Source organism: Clostridium sp. NSJ-145, assembly GCF_021044725.1.
Taxonomy (GTDB): Bacteria; Bacillota; Clostridia; order Clostridiales; family Clostridiaceae; genus Clostridium; species Clostridium disporicum_B.
Map to the genome: position 1 here is coordinate 109,467 of NZ_JAJNOS010000012.1, position 21,333 is coordinate 130,799.

The following is a 21,333-nucleotide window of genomic DNA, read 5'->3' on the forward strand; positions in this document are numbered from 1 at the left end:
AATTTATGATATTTGAAGACAATAAATTTAAATGTGATATACTATTTAAGAATGGAGGCTGAAAATATGGATTACAAAGAAATAGTTAAAAAAGCATTAGAAGCAAGAGAAAAAGCATATTGCCCATATTCAAATTTTAAAGTTGGAGCAGCAGTTTTATTTGAAGATGGAAATATATATACAGGATGTAATATAGAGAATGCATCTTTTGGTGGAACTAATTGCGCAGAAAGAACTGCAATTTTTAAAGGTGTGTATGAAGGAAATAGAGAAATAAAGGCTATAGCTGTAGTTGGAGATACAAACGCTTATACATATCCATGTGGTATATGTAGACAGGTAATTGCTGAGTTTGTAGTAGATACATCTATACCTGTTATAATAATAAAAAATGAAAATGATTATTTAGTAAAAACATTTGATGAAATATTACCAGGAATCTTTTCAAAGAAAGATTTAAATGGTTAGGAGGAAATTAATGTATAAATCAGGATTCGTAACAATAGTTGGTAGACCAAACGTAGGGAAATCAACACTACTAAATCAAATAATGGGGGAAAAATTATCAATAGTATCAAATAAACCCCAAACTACAAGAAATAATATTCAAACTATATTAACAGGTGAGGACTATCAAATAGTTTTCGTTGATACACCAGGAATACATAAGCCAAAGCATAAGCTTGGTGAATTTATGGTTAATTCAGCAAAGGAATCTATTAAAGAAGTAGATTTAGTATTATTTTTAATAAATCCAGATGAAGAGATCGGAAGAGGAGATAAGTTCATTTTAGAAGCTTTAAAAGAACAAAAGGCACCAGTATTTTTAGTTGTTAATAAGGTTGATGAAAATAGTCATGAAAAGGTGGCTAAGACTCTACAAATGTATTCAGCAGAGTATAACTTTAAAGAAATAATTCCGATTTCAGCATTAAAGGGTAAAAATGTAGATACTTTAGTTAACTTAATGAAAGATTATATGCCTGAAGGACCTCAATACTATCCAGAGGACATGATAACAGATGTTCAAGAAAGATTTATAGTATCTGAAATAGTAAGAGAGAAGGCTTTAAGAAATCTTAGAGATGAAGTGCCTCATGGAATAGCTGTTGATGTTATTCAGATGAAACAAAAAGAAAATGGAACATATCATATAGAAGTAGATCTTATATGTGAAAAAGATTCTCATAAAGGAATAATTATAGGGAAAAACGGAACTAGCTTAAAGAAAATTGGGGAAACTTCAAGATATGAGATAGAGAGATTCTTACGTGCTAAAGTTAACTTAAAAATATGGGTTAAAGTAAGAAAAGAGTGGAGAGATAATAATCTTTTACTTAAGGAATTAGGATATAAGAAAATGAAATAATTAGGGGTGGATTTATTGGCACTTTTAAATACTAAAGGTGTTGTTTTGAAATCACAGGATTATAGAGAAAATGATAAGCTTATTTGGATATATACAGAAGCTGCCGGAAAAGTTACAGCTATAGCAAGAGGATCAAAGAAAAGTAAAAGCAAATTCTTATCTATGACTTTGCCTCTTTGCTTTGCTGATTATTCACTTTTTCAGGGAAAAAACCTCTATAATCTTCAAGAAGGTAAAATTATAAATTCTTTTCAAGGATTATTAGATAATTTAGATAAGCTTACATATTCTTCTTACGTATGTGAGCTTATAGACATTTGTGTAGAAGATGGAGAACAAAATTTTAATCTTTTTAAAGATTTTATAACATGTCTATATTTATTAAATACTGATGCTTTAGATTATGAACTTTTAATAAGATCTTTTGAATTAAGAGTTTTAAAAGCAACAGGATATGGATTGGTATTTGATAACTGTAGCATATGTAAAAAACCTATAAATTCATCTACGTATATCTCATTAAATAATTTTGGGGGAGTATGTGATGAATGTAATAAAGTAGGTGGAATTTATATATCTAGAGCTGCATATAGTGCTTTGAGATTTTTAAACAATACACCAATGGATAAGGTTTATAGATTAAATCTAACGGATGAAGTTAAAAAACAGATTGAGAAAGTTACAACGTATATAATTTATTCAAATTATTCAAAACGTCCTAAGAGTTTAGAGATGTTAAATTATATTAAGGAGTAGTGAGAAATATGGAAATAACATTAGAACAAGTTGATAAAGTTAAAGAAAGAACTGGAGTATCTTATGCAGAGGCTAAGAGCGCTTTAGAACTTACAAACGGTGATGTTTTAGGTGCTATAATTCTTTTAGAAGAAAAGGCTAAAGAAAAATATGAAAATGGTATTGGAGCTGAAAATAGTACTGGTGGTACTGTTAATAACAATACAGAAACAATAGCTGAACTTAAAGCTTGGCTTAAAGATTTAATAAATAAGGGGAATATATCAAGAATAAAAGTATCAAAAGATGGAGATACAATTGTAGATGTACCTGTTAATGCTGGTATAGCAGCTGCTGTTATTGCAGTTATAATTCCACCAATTTTGGCTTTTGTAGTTGTTGCAGCTGTAGTAACAAAAGTAACGATAGAAATAACTAAAGCAGATGGAACTGTAGAAGTGGTGAATAAGTATATATCTAAGGCAGTTAATGATGCAAAAGATAAGGCTTCAGATATTGCGGATGTAGTTAAAGAAAAAGTATCAGAAGTTAACATTGATGCATTAAAAAAATATGATAAGAATATAGTTTCTAAAGAGAACGATAATAACACATTTGTGTATACTGTAAATTTTGAAGAGGAAGAAAAAGGAAGTAATTAATAGATAAACAGGGGTATAGTTCCAGTAAATAGAAGAAATAGGGGATAATCAGCTAATTTGACTGATTTTTCAGAAAATTAAGTATAGTCAAAATTTGATAAAATGTTATAATTATACTGTAAATATCAAATAAATCTAAATTGTCTGAATATTCCCTAAAAAGTCGAAAAGAGGGGTAAAGTGAAATTAACATCAAGACAAGAAGAGATAATTAGATTAGTTAAAGAAGGACAGCCTGTCACAAGTGAAGCTTTAGCAAGTAAATTAGGTGTAACTAGAGCAGCATTAAGGGCAGATTTAGCCATCTTAACTATGATTGGGATATTAGATGCTAGACCTAAGGTTGGTTACGTATATGTAGGACGTAAGTTAAATAGTGATATATTAGATAATTTATCAAATATTAAAGCTGAAACTATAATGTCTAAACCAGCTACGGTAAATGAAGCAACAACGGTATATGATGCAATTGTGTTTTTATTTTTAAATGATATAGGTACAATTTTCGTTGAAAACAATGATGTTTTAGTAGGCGCTGTTTCAAGAAAAGATTTCTTAAAAATTGCAATAGGTGGAACAGATATACATAAGGTTCCAGTAGGAGTTATTATGACTAGAATGCCAAATATAATATATGGTTTTCAAGAAGATAGTGCATATTCATTAGCAAAGAAAATAATAGAACATGAAATTGATAGTATACCAATAGTAGAAAAAATTGAAGATAGTTCAAAAGAAAAAGACGAGTATAAAATTGTGGGTAAAATATCAAAGACTAATATTACAAAGTTATTTGTAAAACTTGGAGAAAATAATTAGGGTAATAAAAAAACGGGTATAAAAAATTAACGGGTATAAAAAATGGTATAGAACAATAAAATTTATAAAATGGGTTAGCTACGGAGCCGAGCTTCGATAGTATATATATTTATAATTGTATTGAACGGAGGAGTATTGAGATGGATAAAAAGAAGTATGTTTACCTTTTCAGTGAAGGCGATGAAACAATGAAGAACCTTCTTGGAGGTAAAGGAGCAAATTTAGCAGAAATGACCAAACTAGGGATCCCAGTGCCACAAGGATTTATAGTAACAACAGAAGCTTGTAACAAGTATTATGAAGATGGTAAGAAAATATCAGATGCAATAATAGAAGAAATACAAGAAAATATTAAAAAGCTTGAAGAAACTACTGGGAAAGAGTTTGGTAGCTTAGAAAATCCATTGTTAGTTTCAGTAAGATCAGGGGCTAGAGTTTCTATGCCAGGTATGATGGATACAATATTAAACCTTGGATTAAATGATACTTCAGTTGAAGTTATGGCGAAACTTACTAACAATCCAAGATTTGCATATGATTCATATAGAAGATTTATTCAAATGTTCTCAGATGTTGTTATGGGAGTTGAAAAGAGATTATTTGAAAATCTTATTGATGAAATGAAAGAAGATAGAGGGGTTCATTTTGACACTGACTTAACAGCAGATGATTTAAAAGAATTAGTTGTTAAATATAAAGAATTATACAAAAAGGAAAAAGGTGAAGAGTTCATCCAAGATCCTAAAAAACAATTAATAGAAGCTGTTACTGCAGTGTTTAGATCATGGGATAACCCAAGAGCTATAGTTTATAGAAGATTAAATGACATTCCAGGAGAATGGGGAACTGCGGTAAACGTTCAACAAATGGTATTTGGTAATAAGGGAGAAACTTCAGGAACAGGAGTTGCATTCTCAAGAAATGCTGCTACTGGTGAAAAAGAAATATATGGTGAATACTTAATGAATGCACAAGGTGAAGATGTTGTTGCAGGGATAAGAACACCACTTCCAATAGCTAAATTAGAAGAGCAAAACCCAGCTATATACAAACAATTTATGGATATAGTTCATACATTAGAAAACCACTACAGAGATATGCAAGATATGGAGTTCACTATAGAAGAAGGTAAATTATACTTCCTTCAAACTAGAAATGGTAAGAGAACTGCTCAAGCTGCATTAAAGATAGCTGTTGATTTAGTTGAAGAAGGTATGTTAACTAAGGAACAAGCTATATTAAAGGTAGAACCTAAGCAATTAGACTCTTTATTACATCCAACATTTGATACTACTGAAATAAAGAAATCTACACCTATAGCTAAAGGACTTCCAGCATCTCCAGGAGCTGCTTGTGGTAAGATATCATTTACTGCTGAAGAAGCTAAAGAAAGAGCTGCAGCAGGAGAAAAAGTAGTTTTAGTAAGACTTGAAACTTCTCCAGAAGATATTGAAGGTATGATAGCAGCTGAAGGTATCTTAACAGTAAGAGGAGGAATGACTTCTCATGCAGCAGTTGTTGCTAGAGGTATGGGAACTTGCTGTGTAGCTGGTTGTGGAACTTTAAAGGTTAATGAAGAAGCAAGAACTTTAGAAGTAAACGGAAAAGTTTATACTGCTGAAGATTACATTTCAATAGATGGTTCAACAGGAAATGTTTACGGAGAAGCTATTGATACAGTTACTCCTGAAATTTCTGGACACTTTGCTACATTCATGGGATGGGCAGATGAAATAAGAACATTAAAAGTAAGAACTAATGCTGATACTCCAAGAGATACTAAGCAAGCAGTTGAGTTTGGAGCTGAAGGTATAGGTCTTTGTAGAACAGAGCATATGTTCTTTGCTGAAGATAGAATAATGGCTATGAGAGAAATGATAGTAGCTAAGAATGAAGAAGAAAGAAGAGTTGCTCTTGAAAAATTACTTCCAATGCAAAGAGAAGACTTTATAGGAATCTATGAAGCATTAGAAGGAATGCCAGCAACAATTAGATTCTTAGATCCACCACTACATGAATTCTTACCTCATACAGATGAGGAAATCGCAGAACTTTCTAAGACTATGGGATTAACTTTTGAAGATTTAAAAGCTACAGTTGAAAGCTTACATGAGTTTAACCCAATGATGGGGCATAGAGGTTGTAGATTAGCTGTATCTTATCCTGAAATAGCTGAAATGCAAACTAGAGCTGTAATAGAGGCTGCTATTGAAGTTAAGAATAATAAAGGATATAATATTGTTCCAGAAATAATGATCCCACTTGTTGGAGATGTTAAAGAATTAAAATTCGTTAAGGATATAGTTGTTAGAACAGCTGAAACTGTTATGGAAGAAAAGGGAGTTAGGCTTGAATACCTAGTAGGTACTATGATAGAAATCCCAAGAGCAGCTGTAACAGCAGATGAAATTGCTAAAGAAGCAGAATTCTTCTCATTTGGTACAAATGACTTAACTCAAATGACATTTGGATTCTCAAGAGATGATGCTGCTAAGTTCTTAAATGACTATTATGAAAGAAAAGTATATGAGCAAGATCCATTTGCTAAATTAGACCAAAATGGTGTTGGTCAATTAGTTAAAATAGCAGTAGAAAAAGGAAAATCAACAAGACCCAATATTAAACTTGGTATTTGTGGAGAACACGGTGGAGATCCATCTTCAATAGAATTCTGCCACAATGTAGGATTAAACTACGTATCTTGTTCACCATTCAGAGTGCCAGTTGCTAGACTTGCTGCAGCACAAGCTCAAGTTAAAAATCCAAGATAGTTAAAATATAAAAAAAGGAAGTGGAAACACTTCCTTTTTAAAATTTAACGTTATAATATTTTTCTAAAACTACAATCATATTTTTCACATATTCTAGTTGATTTGAAGTTCTGTCAAGGCCTTTCTCTAAAAGTGTAACAAATGATTTTTTATTACATTTCTTTATATTCTTATAATAGTCTCTTGATATCTTCCAGTATTTTTGAGGGAATGCTAAATACGCTAATATATATTTAAAATCTGAAGGTGTAAGATAATTTTCTTTTAGATAACTATCTAAAACGTCAATAGTTATCTTTGTTTCCCAATTAGTTGTAGGTCTTTTTAGCAATCGTCTTAAAAAATAAGATAAATCATAGGCACTATAGTCGTATTTGCACTTATCAAAATCTATGATAAAAACCTTATTTTGATTATCTATAATTATATTTTTATTTACATAGTCACCGTGGCATAGTGATGTAGATAATTCTGAAGAGTCTATTGTGGATGAAATTTCCAAAGACAGTTTGGCTAAATCTAGGTTATAATCAAGATTATCTAAATAAATATTAGAGAATCTATCCTTTATAGTACTTGCATAATTAGCATTCTCTAAAAGTTGATTAAAGTGTTTGCTTGTAGATAAGTGGAAATCTTCAAGCCCTTTTCTTTCTGTACTCCCTTCTATAGGAAAAAAGTTCTTTGAGACTTTATGTATTTTACCAAGTGTCTGACAAGAAAGATTTATGTGAGTAGGATTATCAAAGTCACATTTATCACCGTCAATCCAAGGTGTTAATATAAAAATCATGCTGTTAAAGAGTACAAACCTAGAATTATTTTTTGAAGGAATTAACCTAGGGACGTTTAAATTATTTCTATATAACCACTCCATGGCAGAATAAACAAAAAGTAAATTTTCTTCGTTATAATACACTTTTTTTAAACAATAGGAATTACTTTGGGTTTCTACCTTAAAAACTGCTCTTTGTTTATCAGTATCTTTAAACTTTATCATAGATACAGTAGCATTTTCTAATGAGAAAAGAGGTAATATATATTTTTTTATATTAGTTAAAGACAAGCCATCATTATTAAATAAAAGTTTCTCAGAAGCCATATAAATATCTCCTTATCTTTGTTTACTAATATATAATATTAGTTTTATTTAGCAAATATACATAAGGTGATAGTAGATTTCATATATTATTTAAATGTAGAGAGTAAAGAAAGGATTTTTGAGAAAAATATAGAATAAGTATACTTGAGGTGAGTTAAATGAATGTAAGAGAGAAAATAGAAAAGTTTGAAAACTTGACATTGGCTAAACAAGCGATATTGAGCACGGAAAGTTTGGGAAGAGAAGTTTTTGAAGAAAAAGATCCAATAAGAACTTGTTTTATGGTAGATAGAGATAGAATTATACATTCAAAATCATTTAGAAGATTAAAACATAAAACACAGGTTTATATTAAAACATTTGGTGATCATTATAGAACAAGATTAACTCATACTCTTGAAGTAGCTCAAATTGGAAGAACTATTGGTGTTGGTATAGGACTTAATGAAAATTTAATCGAGGCTATAGCATTAGGGCATGATTTAGGGCATGTTGCCTTCGCACATAATGGAGAGGAAGTTTTAGATGAATTTTTAGAAGGTGGATTTAGACATAACGAGCAAAGCGTAAGAGTAGTAAAAAAGTTAGAGAGAGATGGACGTGGACTTAATTTAACACATGAGGTTATAGATGGAATATTAAATCATAGTGGTTTAAGTGAGGGTGTAAATAAAGCTAAAACTTTAGAAGGAAGAATCGTTCAATATAGTGATAAGATTGCTTATTTAAACCATGATATAGATGACTCGATAAGAGCAAAACTATTAAATGAAGGGGACTTGCCTAAAGATGTAATAAAAGTTTTAGGAAAAACACATTCTGAGAGAATAGAAGTTTTAGTATCGGATATGATAAAAGAAACTATAAAAAATTTAGAAAATAATATTTATGAAGTAGGCCAAAGTAATGAAGTTAAAGAAGCTATGGTAGAACTTAGAAGGTTTATGTTTGCTAATATATATTTAGGAGATGTTCTTAAAGGAGAAAGAGATAAAGCAAAATTTATTTTGCATCAATTGTTAGAATATTATTGTAAGCATGAGGAAAAGTTACCGGAGTTATATAGAAAAATTGCTAGTGAAGAGGGCTTAAAAAGAGCAGTAGCAGATTATATTGCAGGAATGAGTGATGATTACTGTATAGGTATTTTCAATGAATTATTTGTACCAAAGTTTGTTATCTTTTAAAAATGTTGTATAATTTATGATTTTTGGGCAGAATAAAATTTGTAAAATAAAAAGGATTTTTAAAATTTAAATAGAATTATAATAAAAATGACGACAAAATATTAATAATATATATTTAATATTAAATTTTTAAATTGAAAAGAAGGATTTTGATTTAAAATGTCGAATTTTATACAAAGTAATTAATAAAATTTATTAAGTAAGGAGGGAGTCTCCTTGCAGATTTCAGAAGAGATTCTAGAAAGAATTAAAAATGAGAATGATATTGTAGAGGTGATTTCGGAAACTGTAAGACTTAAAAGGTCTGGAAGAAACTTTATGGGACTATGTCCATTTCATAATGAAAAGTCACCTTCATTTTCTGTCTCTCAAGATAAGCAGATATATAAATGCTTTGGATGTGGAGAAGCTGGGAATGTGATAAGTTTTGTTATGAAAAATAGAAATATGTCATTCTTAGATGCAGTTAAATATTTAGCTAGTAGAGCAAATATAACATTAGAACTTCAAAATGAAAAGAAAGATAAAAGCTTACAAAAAAAAGAGTTATTGTATAGGGTAAATTTAGAAGCGGGAAAATTCTTTTTTTCAAATTTGATGAGTAATGATACTGCAAAGGAATATTTCTTAAATAGGGGCATAAAATTAGAGACTATTAGAAGTTTTGGATTGGGATATGCAAACAATAGCTGGAATAGTCTTATGAATCATTTAAAACGAAAAAACATATCTGAACAATTAATGATTGAAGCTGGGTTGCTTTCTGTAAATCCTGAAAAAAATAGAAAGTATGATAGATTCAGAAATAGAGTTATGTTCCCAGTGTTTGATTATAGAGGAAAAGTTATAGGATTTGGTGGAAGAGTATTAGATGATTCAAAGCCTAAGTATTTAAATTCACCTGAAACATTGGTTTTTCAAAAAGGGACTAATTTATATGGCTTAAACTTTGCTTTAAAGCATAATATGAAAGAGAGATATTTTATCATTGTTGAAGGGTATATGGATTTAATTACTTTACACCAATATGGTATAACTAATGTGGTAGCATCTTTAGGTACGGCGCTTACTATTAATCAGGCAAGGCTTCTCAAGAGATATGCTGATAAGGTAGTTATATCTTATGACGCAGATATGGCAGGTCAAATGGCAACAATGCGTGGGCTTGAAATTTTAAGAACAGCTGGATTTGATGTGAGAGTATTATCAATACCTCAAGGAAAAGATCCTGATGAATTTGTGAGAAGTAATGGTAAAGAGGCATTTTTAAAACTAATAAATTCTGCAGAACCGTTAATAGACTATAGACTAAAAAAGGCTGAAGAAGGAATAGATTTTAAAAATAGTCAATCGAGTATTCTATATGCTAAAAAAGTTATGAATATTTTATCAGACTTAGATCCTTTAGAAAAAGATGTTTATATAAAGAAAGCTTCAGAAAATACAGGAATTAAAGAGCAAATTTTATATGATATGTTAAGTAAAAGGATTAATGACAATAATGATGGAAATAATGTGAATAATAAGGGAGAAAATGGAACAAAATTATATATAGAGCCTGCATTTTTAAAGGCTGAAAGAGCCTTATTAAAACTTATTCTAGAAAATAATGATTATTTAGACTTTATAGAAGAAAAATTAGATGAAAATGACCTAGTATTGCCAGAACATAAATTAATTTTCACTATTATTAAAAGAGCAAAAGGGGAAAATAAAGATAATGTTATATCTTTTGTTGAATCTCAACTTAATAATGCTGAAAGTATAAAAGAGTTTATTAAAATTAAAGATATTAATCTGTTTTATGTGGAAGATACAAAAAGATTAATAGAAGATTATATCAATGAAATTACTAATTATAAATTGAAACAAAGGATAGAAGAGTTGAAGAAACAACAAAAAATCCTTGAAAATCAAGGAAAGATTGAAGAATCTATATCTTTAGCTATAGAGTTGGCTAAAATTAGTAAAACACTTAAAAGAGGAAAATTGAATTAGGCTAATGTACTGGAAGGAGGTAATTAAGTAGTGGAAGAGAAGACTAAAGCAGCTTCAAATAAGAAGAAAGATATCCAAGATAGAAATGGAAGGATGTCTATAGTAAAGAATCTACTTGATAAAGGAAAAAAAGCAGGAGTATTAACATATAAAGAGATTTTGGATGAAATAGACCATATTGATTTAGAACCTGAACAAATTGAAAAAATTTATGAGGTTCTTGAATCTATGGGAATAGAAGTTCAGGGTCAAGCAGCAGAGGTAGAAGTAGTAGAAGAAGATTTAGATCTTACTATACCTGAAGGTATTGCTATTGATGACCCTGTAAGAATGTACTTAAAGGAGATTGGTAAGGTTCCACTTCTTTCATCAGAAGAAGAAATGGAGCTAGCAAAAAGAATAGAAGAAGGTGACCAATATGCTAAAAAGAAATTAGCAGAGGCAAACCTTAGACTAGTTGTAAGTATTGCTAAAAGATATGTAGGAAGAGGTATGCTTTTCTTAGATTTAATTCAAGAAGGAAACCTTGGACTTATTAAGGCAGTAGAAAAATTTGATTTCCGTAAAGGCTTTAAGTTTTCAACATATGCTACTTGGTGGATTAGGCAAGCAATTACAAGAGCTATAGCAGACCAAGCTAGAACAATAAGAATTCCTGTTCATATGGTTGAAACAATAAATAAGCTTATAAGAGTACAAAGACAATTACTTCAAGAGCTTGGAAGAGATCCTTACCCAGAAGAAATATCAAAGGTTATGGATTTACCAGTAGATAAGGTAAGAGAAATACAAAAGATAGCTCAAGAGCCTGTTTCATTAGAAACTCCAATAGGTGAAGAAGAAGATTCACATTTAGGTGACTTTATACCAGATGATGATGCTCCAGCACCGGCAGAAGCTGCAGCATTTACAATGTTAAAAGAACAATTAATAAATGTTCTAGATACATTAACACCAAGAGAAGAAAAGGTATTAAGACTTAGATTTGGATTAGATGATGGTAGAGCAAGAACTCTTGAAGAAGTTGGTAAAGAGTTCAATGTTACTAGAGAAAGAATAAGACAAATTGAAGCTAAAGCTTTAAGAAAACTTAGACATCCTTCAAGAAGCAAAAAGCTTAAGGATTATTTAGACTAGTAAAATAGCACCTAAAGTCGGTGCTATTTTATTGGTTAAATTTATAAGAAATAAAAATTAAAAAATAACATAATTTATATTTAAAGAAGTTAAAATATTAGATAGTCACTAATGTTTTAACTTCTTACTAAGTTAAGGCTTAAAAGCTAATATTTACAAAAAATAGAGCGCAGAGGTAATAATAATGGATAAGAGCAAAAGAATAGAATTTATAGTATCAAATCTAGAAAAGGTAACGACATTAGCAGATATAGGAACAGACCATGGATATGTACCATTACTTGCTTTAAGAAATGGGATATGTGAGAAAGCTATAGCTTGTGATATAAATAAAGATCCATTAGCTAAAGGAAAACTAAATGCAATTTTAGAAGGAATAGACGATAAAATAGATTTTAGATTAGGAAATGGTTTTGAACCATTAGAAGTTAATGAAGTAGAAGAAGTTGTAATTGCTGGTATGGGCGGTAATCTTATAAGAGATATAATAGAGAAAGATTTAAATAAAGCAGCTTCATGTAATTACTTAGTACTTATTCCAGCGCAAAATCCAGAAGTTTTAAGAGAATATCTTTATAAAAATGATTTTGAAATAATTAAAGAGGATTTATGCTTTGATGAAGGTATTTACTATGAACTATTTATGGTAAAAAAAGCTGAAGGTCATGCAACAGAATTAGATAGCATATACTATGAAATAAGTCCAATTTTATTAAGACAGAAACATCCATTAATGAAAGATTATGTTGATTATAAAATAGAAGAATACAATAAGATTTTAGGCTTTATAAAAGATGATAGCGAATCAGCACTAAAGAGAAAATCAGAAGTTAGTGAAAAAATAGAGATACTAAATAGAATGAAAAATTATTTATAGGTGATAATATGAAAAAGGTGAAAGAAATTATAGAGGTTATGGAAACTTTAGCTCCTACTTTTTTAAAAGAAGATTTTGATAATGTAGGTCTTATGGTAGGGGATAGAGAGAAAGAAGTTAAAAAGGTTTTATTAGCTTTAGATTGTACATTAAAAGTAGTAGAGGAAGCTAAAGAAAATAATGTAGATTTAATTATAACTCATCATCCACTTATATTTAGACGTCCAAATAATATAACAACTGATACCATTCAAGGTAGAAAGATAATAGAGCTTATAAAAAATGATATTAGTTTATATTCAAGTCATACTAATTTAGATTCAGCTAAAAGTGGTTTAAATGATAGTATACCCAAATTATTAGGCTATGACTCATCAGAGATTTTAGAGGTTAATAAAAGAGATGAGAAAGCAGGTCTTGGAAGAATAGTAACTTTAGATAAGCCTACTACATTAGATGAAATTGTAGATAATGTTAAAAAAGCACTAAATATTAATAATCTAAGAGTGGTTAAAGGTAAAGAAGAAGTAAATAAGATTGCTATTATAAACGGAAGTGGGCAAGATTTTATAGGTAAAGCTGTTAGCAAAGGAGCAGATTGTATTATAACAGGAGATACAACATATCACTTTGCTTCAGACTATAAAGAAATGGGGATAAATATAATTGATGCTGGGCATTTTGCTTCAGAACAAATTGTATTCTTTAATGTGATGAAAAACATTATTGATAAATTTACTGACATAGAATTTATTTTATCAAAAGTTGAAGAAGATCCGTATACATTTTTATAAATTATATTAATTACGTAAAATTTAAAATTATAGTAATAAGACAAATAGGTAAGGACATATTATAAACTATAGTAATTAGTAAGGTTGGTATTATGTCTAAGAAAACTGATTGGGGAAAAGTATTAAGGGAAACTGTTAATGATATAATATGTGCTATTAAGACACCATCAGCTAAGCCAAAGCAGCCTAAATGTCCGAATCCAGCGGCAAGGATATGTATATTTGTGCTTATTGGAATAACACTATTATTTTCAGGAATAGGTATCTATAGTTGGATAATTCTAATCATGTTGTTCATAATTTTATATTTTGTTTAAAAAAACTATTTGTCATAATTGAATATGTGTGATATTATATTTCTTGCGAGTGGTACATGCAATCGCTGCTAGCTCTAGAAGCTAGGAGAGGAAAGTCGGAGCTCCATAGGGCGATGGTGCTGGTTAACGGCCAGTCAAGGTGACTTGAAGGATAGTGCAACAGAGATATACCGCCAGAAGACTTTTAGTCTGAGTTCACTTAGGTGACTGGTAAGGATGGAAAGGCGAGGTAAGAGCTCACCAGCATGGTGGTGACATCATGGCTATGTAAACCCCACCTGGAGCAAGACCGAGATGTAGCATATGGGTGGCCCGTCCCGCTACGTGGTGTGTCGCTTGAGCTTACTGGTAACAGTAAGCCTAGATAGATGATTGCTTAATACAGAACTCCGCTTACGGACTATCTCGCAACTGTGATGAACACTAGGTTTAAGCCTGGTGTTTTTCTTTTTGTGCAACAGTTTGTGCAACAATTAAGTTACAAAAGTATCTTAGGAAGGTTGCTACTAAAGGAATCTACGACATTTTTTTGATGTGATAAATTGACGTGGCTGTAAGTTTTTAATGTGAATTCTGGACTATAATGTCCGATACGTTGAGATATGGTAGTAATGTCAGCACCATTCATAAGATAAAGTGAAGTTGATGTATGGCGAAGATCATGCCATCTTAACTTCTTAGTAATATTTGATTTTTTTAACTCTTTTTGAAGTCTGTTATAAAACCACATAGGATGTATATGTGTACCATCTATATGCCTAAATATAAAATCATAATTTTTATTGTTAAAATTACATTCTTTATAAGTAGTATTACATAGAATCTTATTATTAAAGTTTTTTTCTTTTATTTTGATAAAAATATCTTTTAATTCATTCGAAAAGTAAATTGTTCTAAATGAATGTTCACTCTTAGGACTTTCTTGAACTACAGTATGTCCATCTATATATAGAATAGTATTTTTTACAGTTAATGAATTATTATCTAAATTGATATTATTCCATGTTAAGCCTGCTAATTCCCCACGCCTAAGACCTGTTTCTATCGTTATTAATATTGCAGAAGCAAACATAAAATCCAAGTGATTTGATATATTCAGTTGATTAAGCAAAACATTTATTTCTTCCATAGAAAGTATTTCATAATCAATACTGTCTCTTCTAGGCCTATCAGCATTAATACAAGGATTTTTAACTAATAACTCATGTTTAATAGCTCTATTAAATATTGAACTCATTAATGTAAATAGTGTTTGTAATGATGTATTACTTAAAGGTTTATTTGGATTCATTTTCTTGGCTTTACTAATTATAGAGTTAATAGTTCTAGCATTGATATTAGCAATTTTCATATCACCGATTAAAGGGTCTAAGTAGTTATTATATTGAGATTTATACTTAGCATAAGTATTTGCTTTTCTATTTTCTTTAATATAATATTCTATGTATTCTTCAGCAATTTCTCTAAAGGTGATACGAGTATTATCTACATAACTATTATCCTCATATTGTTTTATTGCTAATCTTAATGCTTTGTTTGCTTCAGATTTTTTTTGAAAGCCTGACTTAGTAATACATTTACGTTTACCATCTTTGTAAATATAAAAAAGATATTGCCATTTTGGAGCTTTACTTGTTCCTAAGTTTCTTACGTGTCCTTGCAAATATGGATCCTCCTTTGTAATAGATATTGTAGTTACGTCTACTTTTAAAATTATATAGATAAGAATAATATCTATAAATAGGAGTGTTATGGTAAGTATAATTACAAAAGATAGTTGTATGTATTAAAACTATCTTTTGTAATCATTATTTAGCCATTTTGAATAAAAGAGCACATAATAAGATTAAATATTTTTAGTAGTGCTCTTATTATAGAAAGTTATATAATTTATTACAAAGGAGAAGTATATTTTAGAGAGTGTGAAAGATATATCAGAGTCTATATTCTTATTTTTTTCTTATGGCTAGTATCTATGGTTATTGACATAGCGATTTCTTTAATGGATTCTGTAGCAGCTGCTATTAAACTTGACATAATGTAACTAGAAGCTAATACACTGTCTCTTCTATGTTCAGATATGTAATGACAGTATTTATCTAATGTAAAGGAGATTTTTGAATGCCCTAAAAGATAAGTAAGATTGCATATATCACCATTACTATTCTTTATATAATTTGATGCAAATGTATGTCTAAAGTCATGTAAAGTAAGTTCAGGATTAAGACCAATGGTAAATAAAAGATTCTTTAACTGTTTCCATGGCCATAATGGATGAACAACTTCACCATTTTCGTGAACAAAAACAAAATCATAGTTTTTACCGTTAAATTTATTTTTCATATATTTATTTCCTAAAGCTTGTCTATTTTTATTGCAAATAGCACGTAAACGCATAAGAATGTTTACAATTTCATCACTAATTGGAATAACTCTATAGCTGGAACTAGATTTTAATTTACTAGAAAATACTACCTTACCTTTGTTATAAGTAAGCTGATGATTAACAGAAATAGTTTTATCAACAAAATTAATATTACTCCATGTTAATCCTAATAGCTCACCACGACGTAAACCTGTGTGTAAGAGTATGTTTATCATTACATACATTAAAAAGTCAACATAAAATGAAAGATTTAAAGCTGAAAATAGTAATGCAATATCTTCAGTTTTAAATATTCTTGGAAGGGAATTTTCAATCTTTATTTTATCTGCATTTTTACAAGGATTATAAGCTATTAAGTTACATTTAATAGCTCTATTAAATATTGAATTAATAAGAGAGTAAATTCCTTTTACAGATTTAGACGACAAAGGTTTATCAGGGTCAAAGTTTTTACTATCTGCTAATAATGAGTTTATAGTAACTGTTGTTATATCTGAAATGTTCATTTCACCTATCACTGGATAAATATATTTATTGTATTTATACACAAAAGTTGTATAAGTACTGTGTGATCTATGATTTTTTATATATTCTTCAATATAATCTGAAGCAATATCTTTAAATTTTAAATCTTCACTTCTATTAGAATTATTACCACTTTTCTTAATAGCAATATTTAATGCAGCTTCTGCTTCTTCGTAAGATAAAAACCCGGATTTAGTTAATTGCTTACGTGTTCCATCTAAATTTTTCGCTGAGAAAGCATATTGAAATCTATCTTCGCCTTTTGAATTTTTTCTTGGCCTAATATGACCCTTCATATTTTCACCTCACAAATGATATTAAGAGCTCTTAATTATTATTCTAGATAGTTTTTTTTGTATTTCAATATGGTAAAATACGGTTGTGAAACATGAGTATAAAATAATATATTTTAATATAAATAAATGAATAAAAGATTGAATAGATACAAATAGATAAAAATAGATACAAATAGATAAAAATAAATAATTATTTATTTTTAAAAAATTTTATGTAGAAAAATATTGAAAATATGTAAAAATAATGATAATCTATAATTAGGATAGCAAGGAGAGAGTAGGGAAGATTTCCTATTTGAAGCTATAAAATTGCAATGGAATGCCATATGCGGAGTGATGTATATGGAAAAGCTGTTATTTTCAGTTAAAGAGGTGGCAGAAATGCTATATGTAAACAAAAATAAAGTTTATGATTTAATCAAGCAAGGAAAGCTTGGATATGTGGATCTGGGGGCAAAAAAGATTCCAAAAGCTGAGATTGACAGATTTATAAGAGAAAATATTACTTATTCACAACGATAAGTTGTGAAGTACTTCAAAGGAATTGAAGTATATTAGTAGCAGGAAGCTAGGGTTTTTTTACTCTGGCTTTTTTTGTTTATTAAAGGGAGGTAAAGATGTATGATTTTAAAATAAGAGGTGTAGATAGTGTTCAAAAAGTTAATTAATTTTTTTAGACAAATAGTTTTTGTTATAAAAAGAAAAGAAGCTGTATGTAGGAATGATGAAATAAATACTAATGTAGATATCGGTAAAGAGCTAGAATTAAAAAGTGGAATAGAAGTTGAAGATGTAGAGAAAGGACTAGAAGTAACAAGCAGTGAAAAAGCAGTAATATTAACTAATGGAGTAGCTATAGGAGAATCTTTTATAAATGATGGAACGTTAAATGCAGTTGAGAGAAGTTACTTAATGATTATAATATATAAATTTGATTTAACAGAAGGCTATTCTGAAGTTAGTATAAGTGATTTTCTAAAGTATACGAATACAACTAATAGAGGTAATGCTATAAAAGTCATTGAAAGGTTAGAAAATAAAAATGTAATTAAAAAGATTAAAGGAGATTCTAGTGAGTGTAACAGATTTTTAGTACTTAAACATATGCTTATAATTACAGAAAGTGCTATTAAATATGAAACTAGTAACAAAAATGTTACTAGAGATGAAAGCATTATTCAAGAAAATGAATATAAAAATATTAGTTTTAAAGAAATAAATAAAGATAAAGAATTAAGTAGTAAATATGCAACAAAGCTACTTAGAGATACTTGTTCTAAAAATATTGAAGAATTAAATAGAATTTGTGAAGGGTATAATGAGCTAAAGATTAGAGCTGATGAGTTTATTGAAAAAATAGATAATTAAACTATATATAGTAATTTTTAAATGGCAACGTATTTAATAAGAATTTAGTAGAAAAATTAGAAAAAAGTAAATTTAAAAGTATAATGTTAATTTCTGATAAGTAGAGTAATTAAAATAAAATTATAATTGTATAATATACAAAAGGAATTTTAAAATGGGTACGGAAGCCTCGAAGAGGTGATAGAAATGAATGATAAAGAAAAAATAATTTGTGATGAGATTATAGAAGATCTATCTACGTATACTAGAAATAAAATTTGGAAGTGGATCTTAGAAGAGGATGATTGTGATTATGATGTAGTAGTAATCAACTTAGTGTGCGTATTAGAAAGTGTTATTAATTATGAAGAAGGTAGCAATGAATACAGTAGTGAAAGAATGGAATTTTATTTGGACTGTATGGCTAGGTTAAATGATTTATTTGCTAATATTAATTGGGATAACACTTAGAGTTAAGGGGTGAAATGATATATGAAAAAAGAAAAATTATTTTACCAATTTTATAAGGCTATAGAAAGATGTATGGCATTAGGAGCTGATAAGCATAGCTATAAAAGAAGTGGATGTAAAAAAGTGAAAATATTTAGCTATGAAGATCGACGTAACATAATAAAAGTTACAACATTACTTTGTGATTATATAGAAGAATTTTATCCTGATATAAAATATATTAAGAATATAAATAAAGAACATATACAAGGATTTTTTATTGAAAAAGCAAATTATTGTACTAAAAATACTTTGAAAAATTATAATTACTGTATCAGAAAATTAGAAAAGATGGTTAAACAAGAACTGAAAATATATATAAATTATACTAGTAATGTCATTATTCCAAAGGGTAAGTGTATTGAGATTAGAGAGATAGATATGACAGATGAAGATATAAAAGTATTATTAGATGAATGTAATAAGAGTAGTAGTAAGGCTGTATTAGGAATAAAACTTGCAATAATGTTTGGTTTAAGAGTAAGTGAAGTTTGTAAAATGAAAGGAAGAGATATTAAGTTAGATAAAGAAATAATTCATATACATGAATCCAAGGGGAAACGATCCAGGGATATAAAAATCGAGAATGTAGATCAGAAGGAATTGTGCGAATATATTAAAGCTAAAGTTTTAGATGATGAAAGGGTGTGTAAAGTTAGAGAAGATACAGTAAATGCAACTATACAAAGAATGCTTATAAAAAATAAAATAGATAGATATAGAAATAGTAAGACAGCCGTGCATGCGATAAGAAAAACTTATGCAAAAAATGATTTTCGTGAAAATTTAGATAAATACGGAGATGAAATTAAGGCCTGGAATGAAACTTCAGTTAAACTAGGACATAATTCAGGACGAAAAGCTCTAAAAAATGTTTACGTTAAAGAATAAAATAAAGTATAAAAAAGAGAAACTTGAATGTTGTTAAGGAACAAACAAGTTTCTCTTTTTTAATGTGTTTCTAGATGGAGTTTATATATTTTATGGCAGGAGAAATGAGTTGATAAATTATATATTAAAATAAATCTTAGTATAATATATAGATAATTAATTAACTAAGGAGTTCTTAGAATAAAGTTAATTGGATATTTATAATAAATATAAGTGGAGAGAATATCATATTTTAAACAAAAAATATAAGTGATTTATTTAGAGTAGGCTGACATTTTCTAAATATCATTTCTTACACTTTTAAAGATGTGAGTACATATTTACATATGCGTGAAGAGCCTGAAAAAAATTATATGTCAGTAATTTTATAAAACCAAGTAGGGGGTTAATATTATAAACTCCTTCTTTGTATGCATTTAATTATAATATTTAGTTAATAAGTTAAAATTAAGAATTATTATTATAGAAAATTATAATAAATTCAAAAAAATATAAAATTAAATGTAAAAATATATAAATAATGGTATAATTACATTGAGTGTAAATTATTTTAAATAAAATAAAGAGATAAATTTTTAAATCGTATAATTTTAGTTAAAATAATTATTTGATCGATAATAATAAAGTACATAAGAATATTTATTTAGAATTAATGTAAGTATGAATGAATTATTTAGTGGAAATATGATTAATGTTTAGAAGATAACATAGGAAGTAGGATTAAAAAATAGGTAAAAGGGGGTAGGGATATGGAATTTAAGGATTATTATGATATTTTAGGGATACCAATCAATGCATCAGAACAAGAAGTTAAAAATGCATATAGAATATTAGCAAAGAAATATCATCCAGATCTCAACAAGGAAAACACAACATTTTATGAGAAAAAATTTAAACAAGTAAGTGAAGCATATGATGTGCTTAAAGATAATGACAAAAGAGAAAAATATGATAAATTATATAACATTTATTATAGTATAAATATAGATAATAATTATGATAAAGAAGATAAAATAGATAATTTTGAAAATGAGCAAAAAACAAAAAGCAAGCATTGCTCACAGAATTATAAAGAAAAAACTTCAGGCTATGAGAATGATGTAAATAATGATAATAAAAAATCGGATTATCAAATAAATAAGAAAAATAATGATTCTATAAAAGATATATTTAAAGATTCGAAAGAGACTTTCGTAATATTAATGGTAGCTGTATTAATTATATTTTTTGTTATAGCAGAAAGTAGTTTAAATAAATCTAATAAAAATTATAACGTAAAAATTAATGAACTTTTTAAAATAGATCCAGAGATTATTTTAGAAGAGGGGACATATATTACACTTGGTTCTTCTAAGGAAGATGTAGTTAAGTTGCTTGGAGAGGATGAAGATTCTATAAATAATTATGAATTAAAATATAATAGTTCAATTATTTTTCTAGATGAAAAATATGAAGTAATAGGTTGGGATTTAGATCATGATTTAAGTATCTTGGTGTTAGTATAAAGTAGTGGACACATTAAATCGAACTAAGTAAAATAATATTTAGTTAAGAAAGGATGTGTCCATTATGGGAAAGGGCAGAAGATATGATCAAGAATATAAGGATAT

At 28.5% G+C, this 21,333-nt stretch carries 20 protein-coding genes and 1 other RNA gene; 18 read left to right on the forward strand and 3 right to left on the reverse strand.

Annotation, left to right across the window (positions count from 1 at the left end; translation table 11 throughout):
- Positions 1–66 precede the first annotated feature (66 nt).
- The 6 genes from LQE93_RS11975 to ppdK all read left to right on the forward strand — a co-directional run bounded on the left by LQE93_RS11975 (position 67) and on the right by ppdK (position 6,356).
- Positions 67–468 carry a cytidine deaminase gene (locus tag LQE93_RS11975; protein ID WP_055267444.1) on the forward strand — a complete coding sequence of 134 codons (402 nt, stop codon included), beginning with the start codon at positions 67–69 and terminating at the stop codon, positions 466–468.
- A 10-nt stretch (positions 469–478) separates the two neighbouring features.
- A complete protein-coding gene (gene era, locus LQE93_RS11980) occupies positions 479–1,369 on the forward strand; it encodes a GTPase Era (protein ID WP_055267446.1) in 891 nt (296 codons plus the stop codon).
- Between the two features lie 6 nt (positions 1,370–1,375).
- The gene (gene recO, locus LQE93_RS11985; protein ID WP_055267448.1) at positions 1,376–2,125 is read left to right on the forward strand and encodes a DNA repair protein RecO; all 750 of its coding nucleotides are present in this window, start codon (positions 1,376–1,378) and stop codon (positions 2,123–2,125) included.
- A gap of 8 nt (positions 2,126–2,133) precedes the next feature.
- The gene (locus LQE93_RS11990; RefSeq protein WP_231073826.1) at positions 2,134–2,766 is read left to right on the forward strand and encodes a DUF4342 domain-containing protein; all 633 of its coding nucleotides are present in this window, start codon (positions 2,134–2,136) and stop codon (positions 2,764–2,766) included.
- A gap of 180 nt (positions 2,767–2,946) precedes the next feature.
- Positions 2,947–3,585, forward strand: coding sequence for a helix-turn-helix transcriptional regulator (locus tag LQE93_RS11995; RefSeq protein WP_055267452.1), 639 nt, complete (start codon positions 2,947–2,949; stop codon positions 3,583–3,585).
- A 140-nt stretch (positions 3,586–3,725) separates the two neighbouring features.
- Positions 3,726–6,356 (forward strand): pyruvate, phosphate dikinase, encoded by a 2,631-nt coding sequence (gene ppdK / locus LQE93_RS12000; RefSeq protein ID WP_231073827.1) that lies wholly within the window; start codon positions 3,726–3,728, stop codon positions 6,354–6,356.
- A 37-nt stretch (positions 6,357–6,393) separates the two neighbouring features.
- Here the strand turns inward: ppdK and LQE93_RS12005 are convergent, their stop codons facing one another.
- Complete coding sequence (locus LQE93_RS12005; RefSeq protein WP_186838078.1) at positions 6,394–7,458, reverse strand: CotS family spore coat protein; 1,065 nt, start codon at positions 7,456–7,458, stop codon at positions 6,394–6,396.
- A gap of 158 nt (positions 7,459–7,616) precedes the next feature.
- Here LQE93_RS12005 and LQE93_RS12010 point away from each other — a divergent pair, with 158 nt between their 5' ends.
- From LQE93_RS12010 to rnpB, 7 genes are all read left to right on the forward strand, one after another.
- Complete coding sequence (locus tag LQE93_RS12010) at positions 7,617–8,645, forward strand: deoxyguanosinetriphosphate triphosphohydrolase (RefSeq protein ID WP_055267458.1); 1,029 nt, start codon at positions 7,617–7,619, stop codon at positions 8,643–8,645.
- Positions 8,646–8,861: 216 nt separating this feature from the next.
- Positions 8,862–10,643 carry a DNA primase gene (gene dnaG, locus LQE93_RS12015; RefSeq protein WP_186838076.1) on the forward strand — a complete coding sequence of 594 codons (1,782 nt, stop codon included), beginning with the start codon at positions 8,862–8,864 and terminating at the stop codon, positions 10,641–10,643.
- Between the two features lie 72 nt (positions 10,644–10,715).
- The gene (rpoD, locus tag LQE93_RS12020) at positions 10,716–11,780 is read left to right on the forward strand and encodes an RNA polymerase sigma factor RpoD (protein WP_438265812.1); all 1,065 of its coding nucleotides are present in this window, start codon (positions 10,716–10,718) and stop codon (positions 11,778–11,780) included.
- A 184-nt stretch (positions 11,781–11,964) separates the two neighbouring features.
- Positions 11,965–12,657, forward strand: coding sequence for a tRNA (adenine(22)-N(1))-methyltransferase (locus tag LQE93_RS12025; protein ID WP_055267463.1), 693 nt, complete (start codon positions 11,965–11,967; stop codon positions 12,655–12,657).
- Positions 12,658–12,665: 8 nt separating this feature from the next.
- Positions 12,666–13,451: a Nif3-like dinuclear metal center hexameric protein gene (locus LQE93_RS12030; RefSeq protein WP_186838073.1), complete on the forward strand. Its 786-nt coding sequence runs from the start codon at positions 12,666–12,668 to the stop codon at positions 13,449–13,451.
- 92 nt (positions 13,452–13,543) lie between these two features.
- Complete coding sequence (locus LQE93_RS12035; protein WP_186838126.1) at positions 13,544–13,768, forward strand: hypothetical protein; 225 nt, start codon at positions 13,544–13,546, stop codon at positions 13,766–13,768.
- 46 nt (positions 13,769–13,814) lie between these two features.
- Positions 13,815–14,180, forward strand: an RNA gene (gene rnpB, locus LQE93_RS12040) — RNase P RNA component class A.
- A gap of 66 nt (positions 14,181–14,246) precedes the next feature.
- On the opposite strand, the gene LQE93_RS12045 is transcribed toward rnpB, so the two are convergent.
- Entirely contained in the window at positions 14,247–15,431 is a 1,185-nt protein-coding gene (locus tag LQE93_RS12045; protein ID WP_231073829.1) for a site-specific integrase, read from the reverse strand.
- 278 nt (positions 15,432–15,709) lie between these two features.
- Entirely contained in the window at positions 15,710–16,975 is a 1,266-nt protein-coding gene (locus LQE93_RS12050) for a tyrosine-type recombinase/integrase (protein WP_231073831.1), read from the reverse strand.
- A 342-nt stretch (positions 16,976–17,317) separates the two neighbouring features.
- Between LQE93_RS12050 and LQE93_RS12055 the strand changes: the two genes are divergently transcribed.
- The 5 genes from LQE93_RS12055 (at position 17,318) to LQE93_RS12075 (ending at position 21,228) form a co-directional block, all read left to right on the forward strand.
- On the forward strand, positions 17,318–17,497 hold the full coding sequence (locus LQE93_RS12055; RefSeq protein ID WP_231073833.1) for a helix-turn-helix domain-containing protein: 180 nt from the start codon (positions 17,318–17,320) through the stop codon (positions 17,495–17,497).
- Positions 17,498–17,623: 126 nt separating this feature from the next.
- Entirely contained in the window at positions 17,624–18,343 is a 720-nt protein-coding gene (locus LQE93_RS12060; RefSeq protein ID WP_231073834.1) for a hypothetical protein, read from the forward strand.
- Between the two features lie 186 nt (positions 18,344–18,529).
- Positions 18,530–18,793 carry a hypothetical protein gene (locus LQE93_RS12065; protein WP_231073836.1) on the forward strand — a complete coding sequence of 88 codons (264 nt, stop codon included), beginning with the start codon at positions 18,530–18,532 and terminating at the stop codon, positions 18,791–18,793.
- Between the two features lie 21 nt (positions 18,794–18,814).
- Positions 18,815–19,723: a site-specific integrase gene (locus LQE93_RS12070; RefSeq protein WP_231073837.1), complete on the forward strand. Its 909-nt coding sequence runs from the start codon at positions 18,815–18,817 to the stop codon at positions 19,721–19,723.
- Between the two features lie 749 nt (positions 19,724–20,472).
- A complete protein-coding gene (locus LQE93_RS12075) occupies positions 20,473–21,228 on the forward strand; it encodes a J domain-containing protein (RefSeq protein WP_231073838.1) in 756 nt (251 codons plus the stop codon).
- Positions 21,229–21,333: the final 105 nt, after the last annotated feature.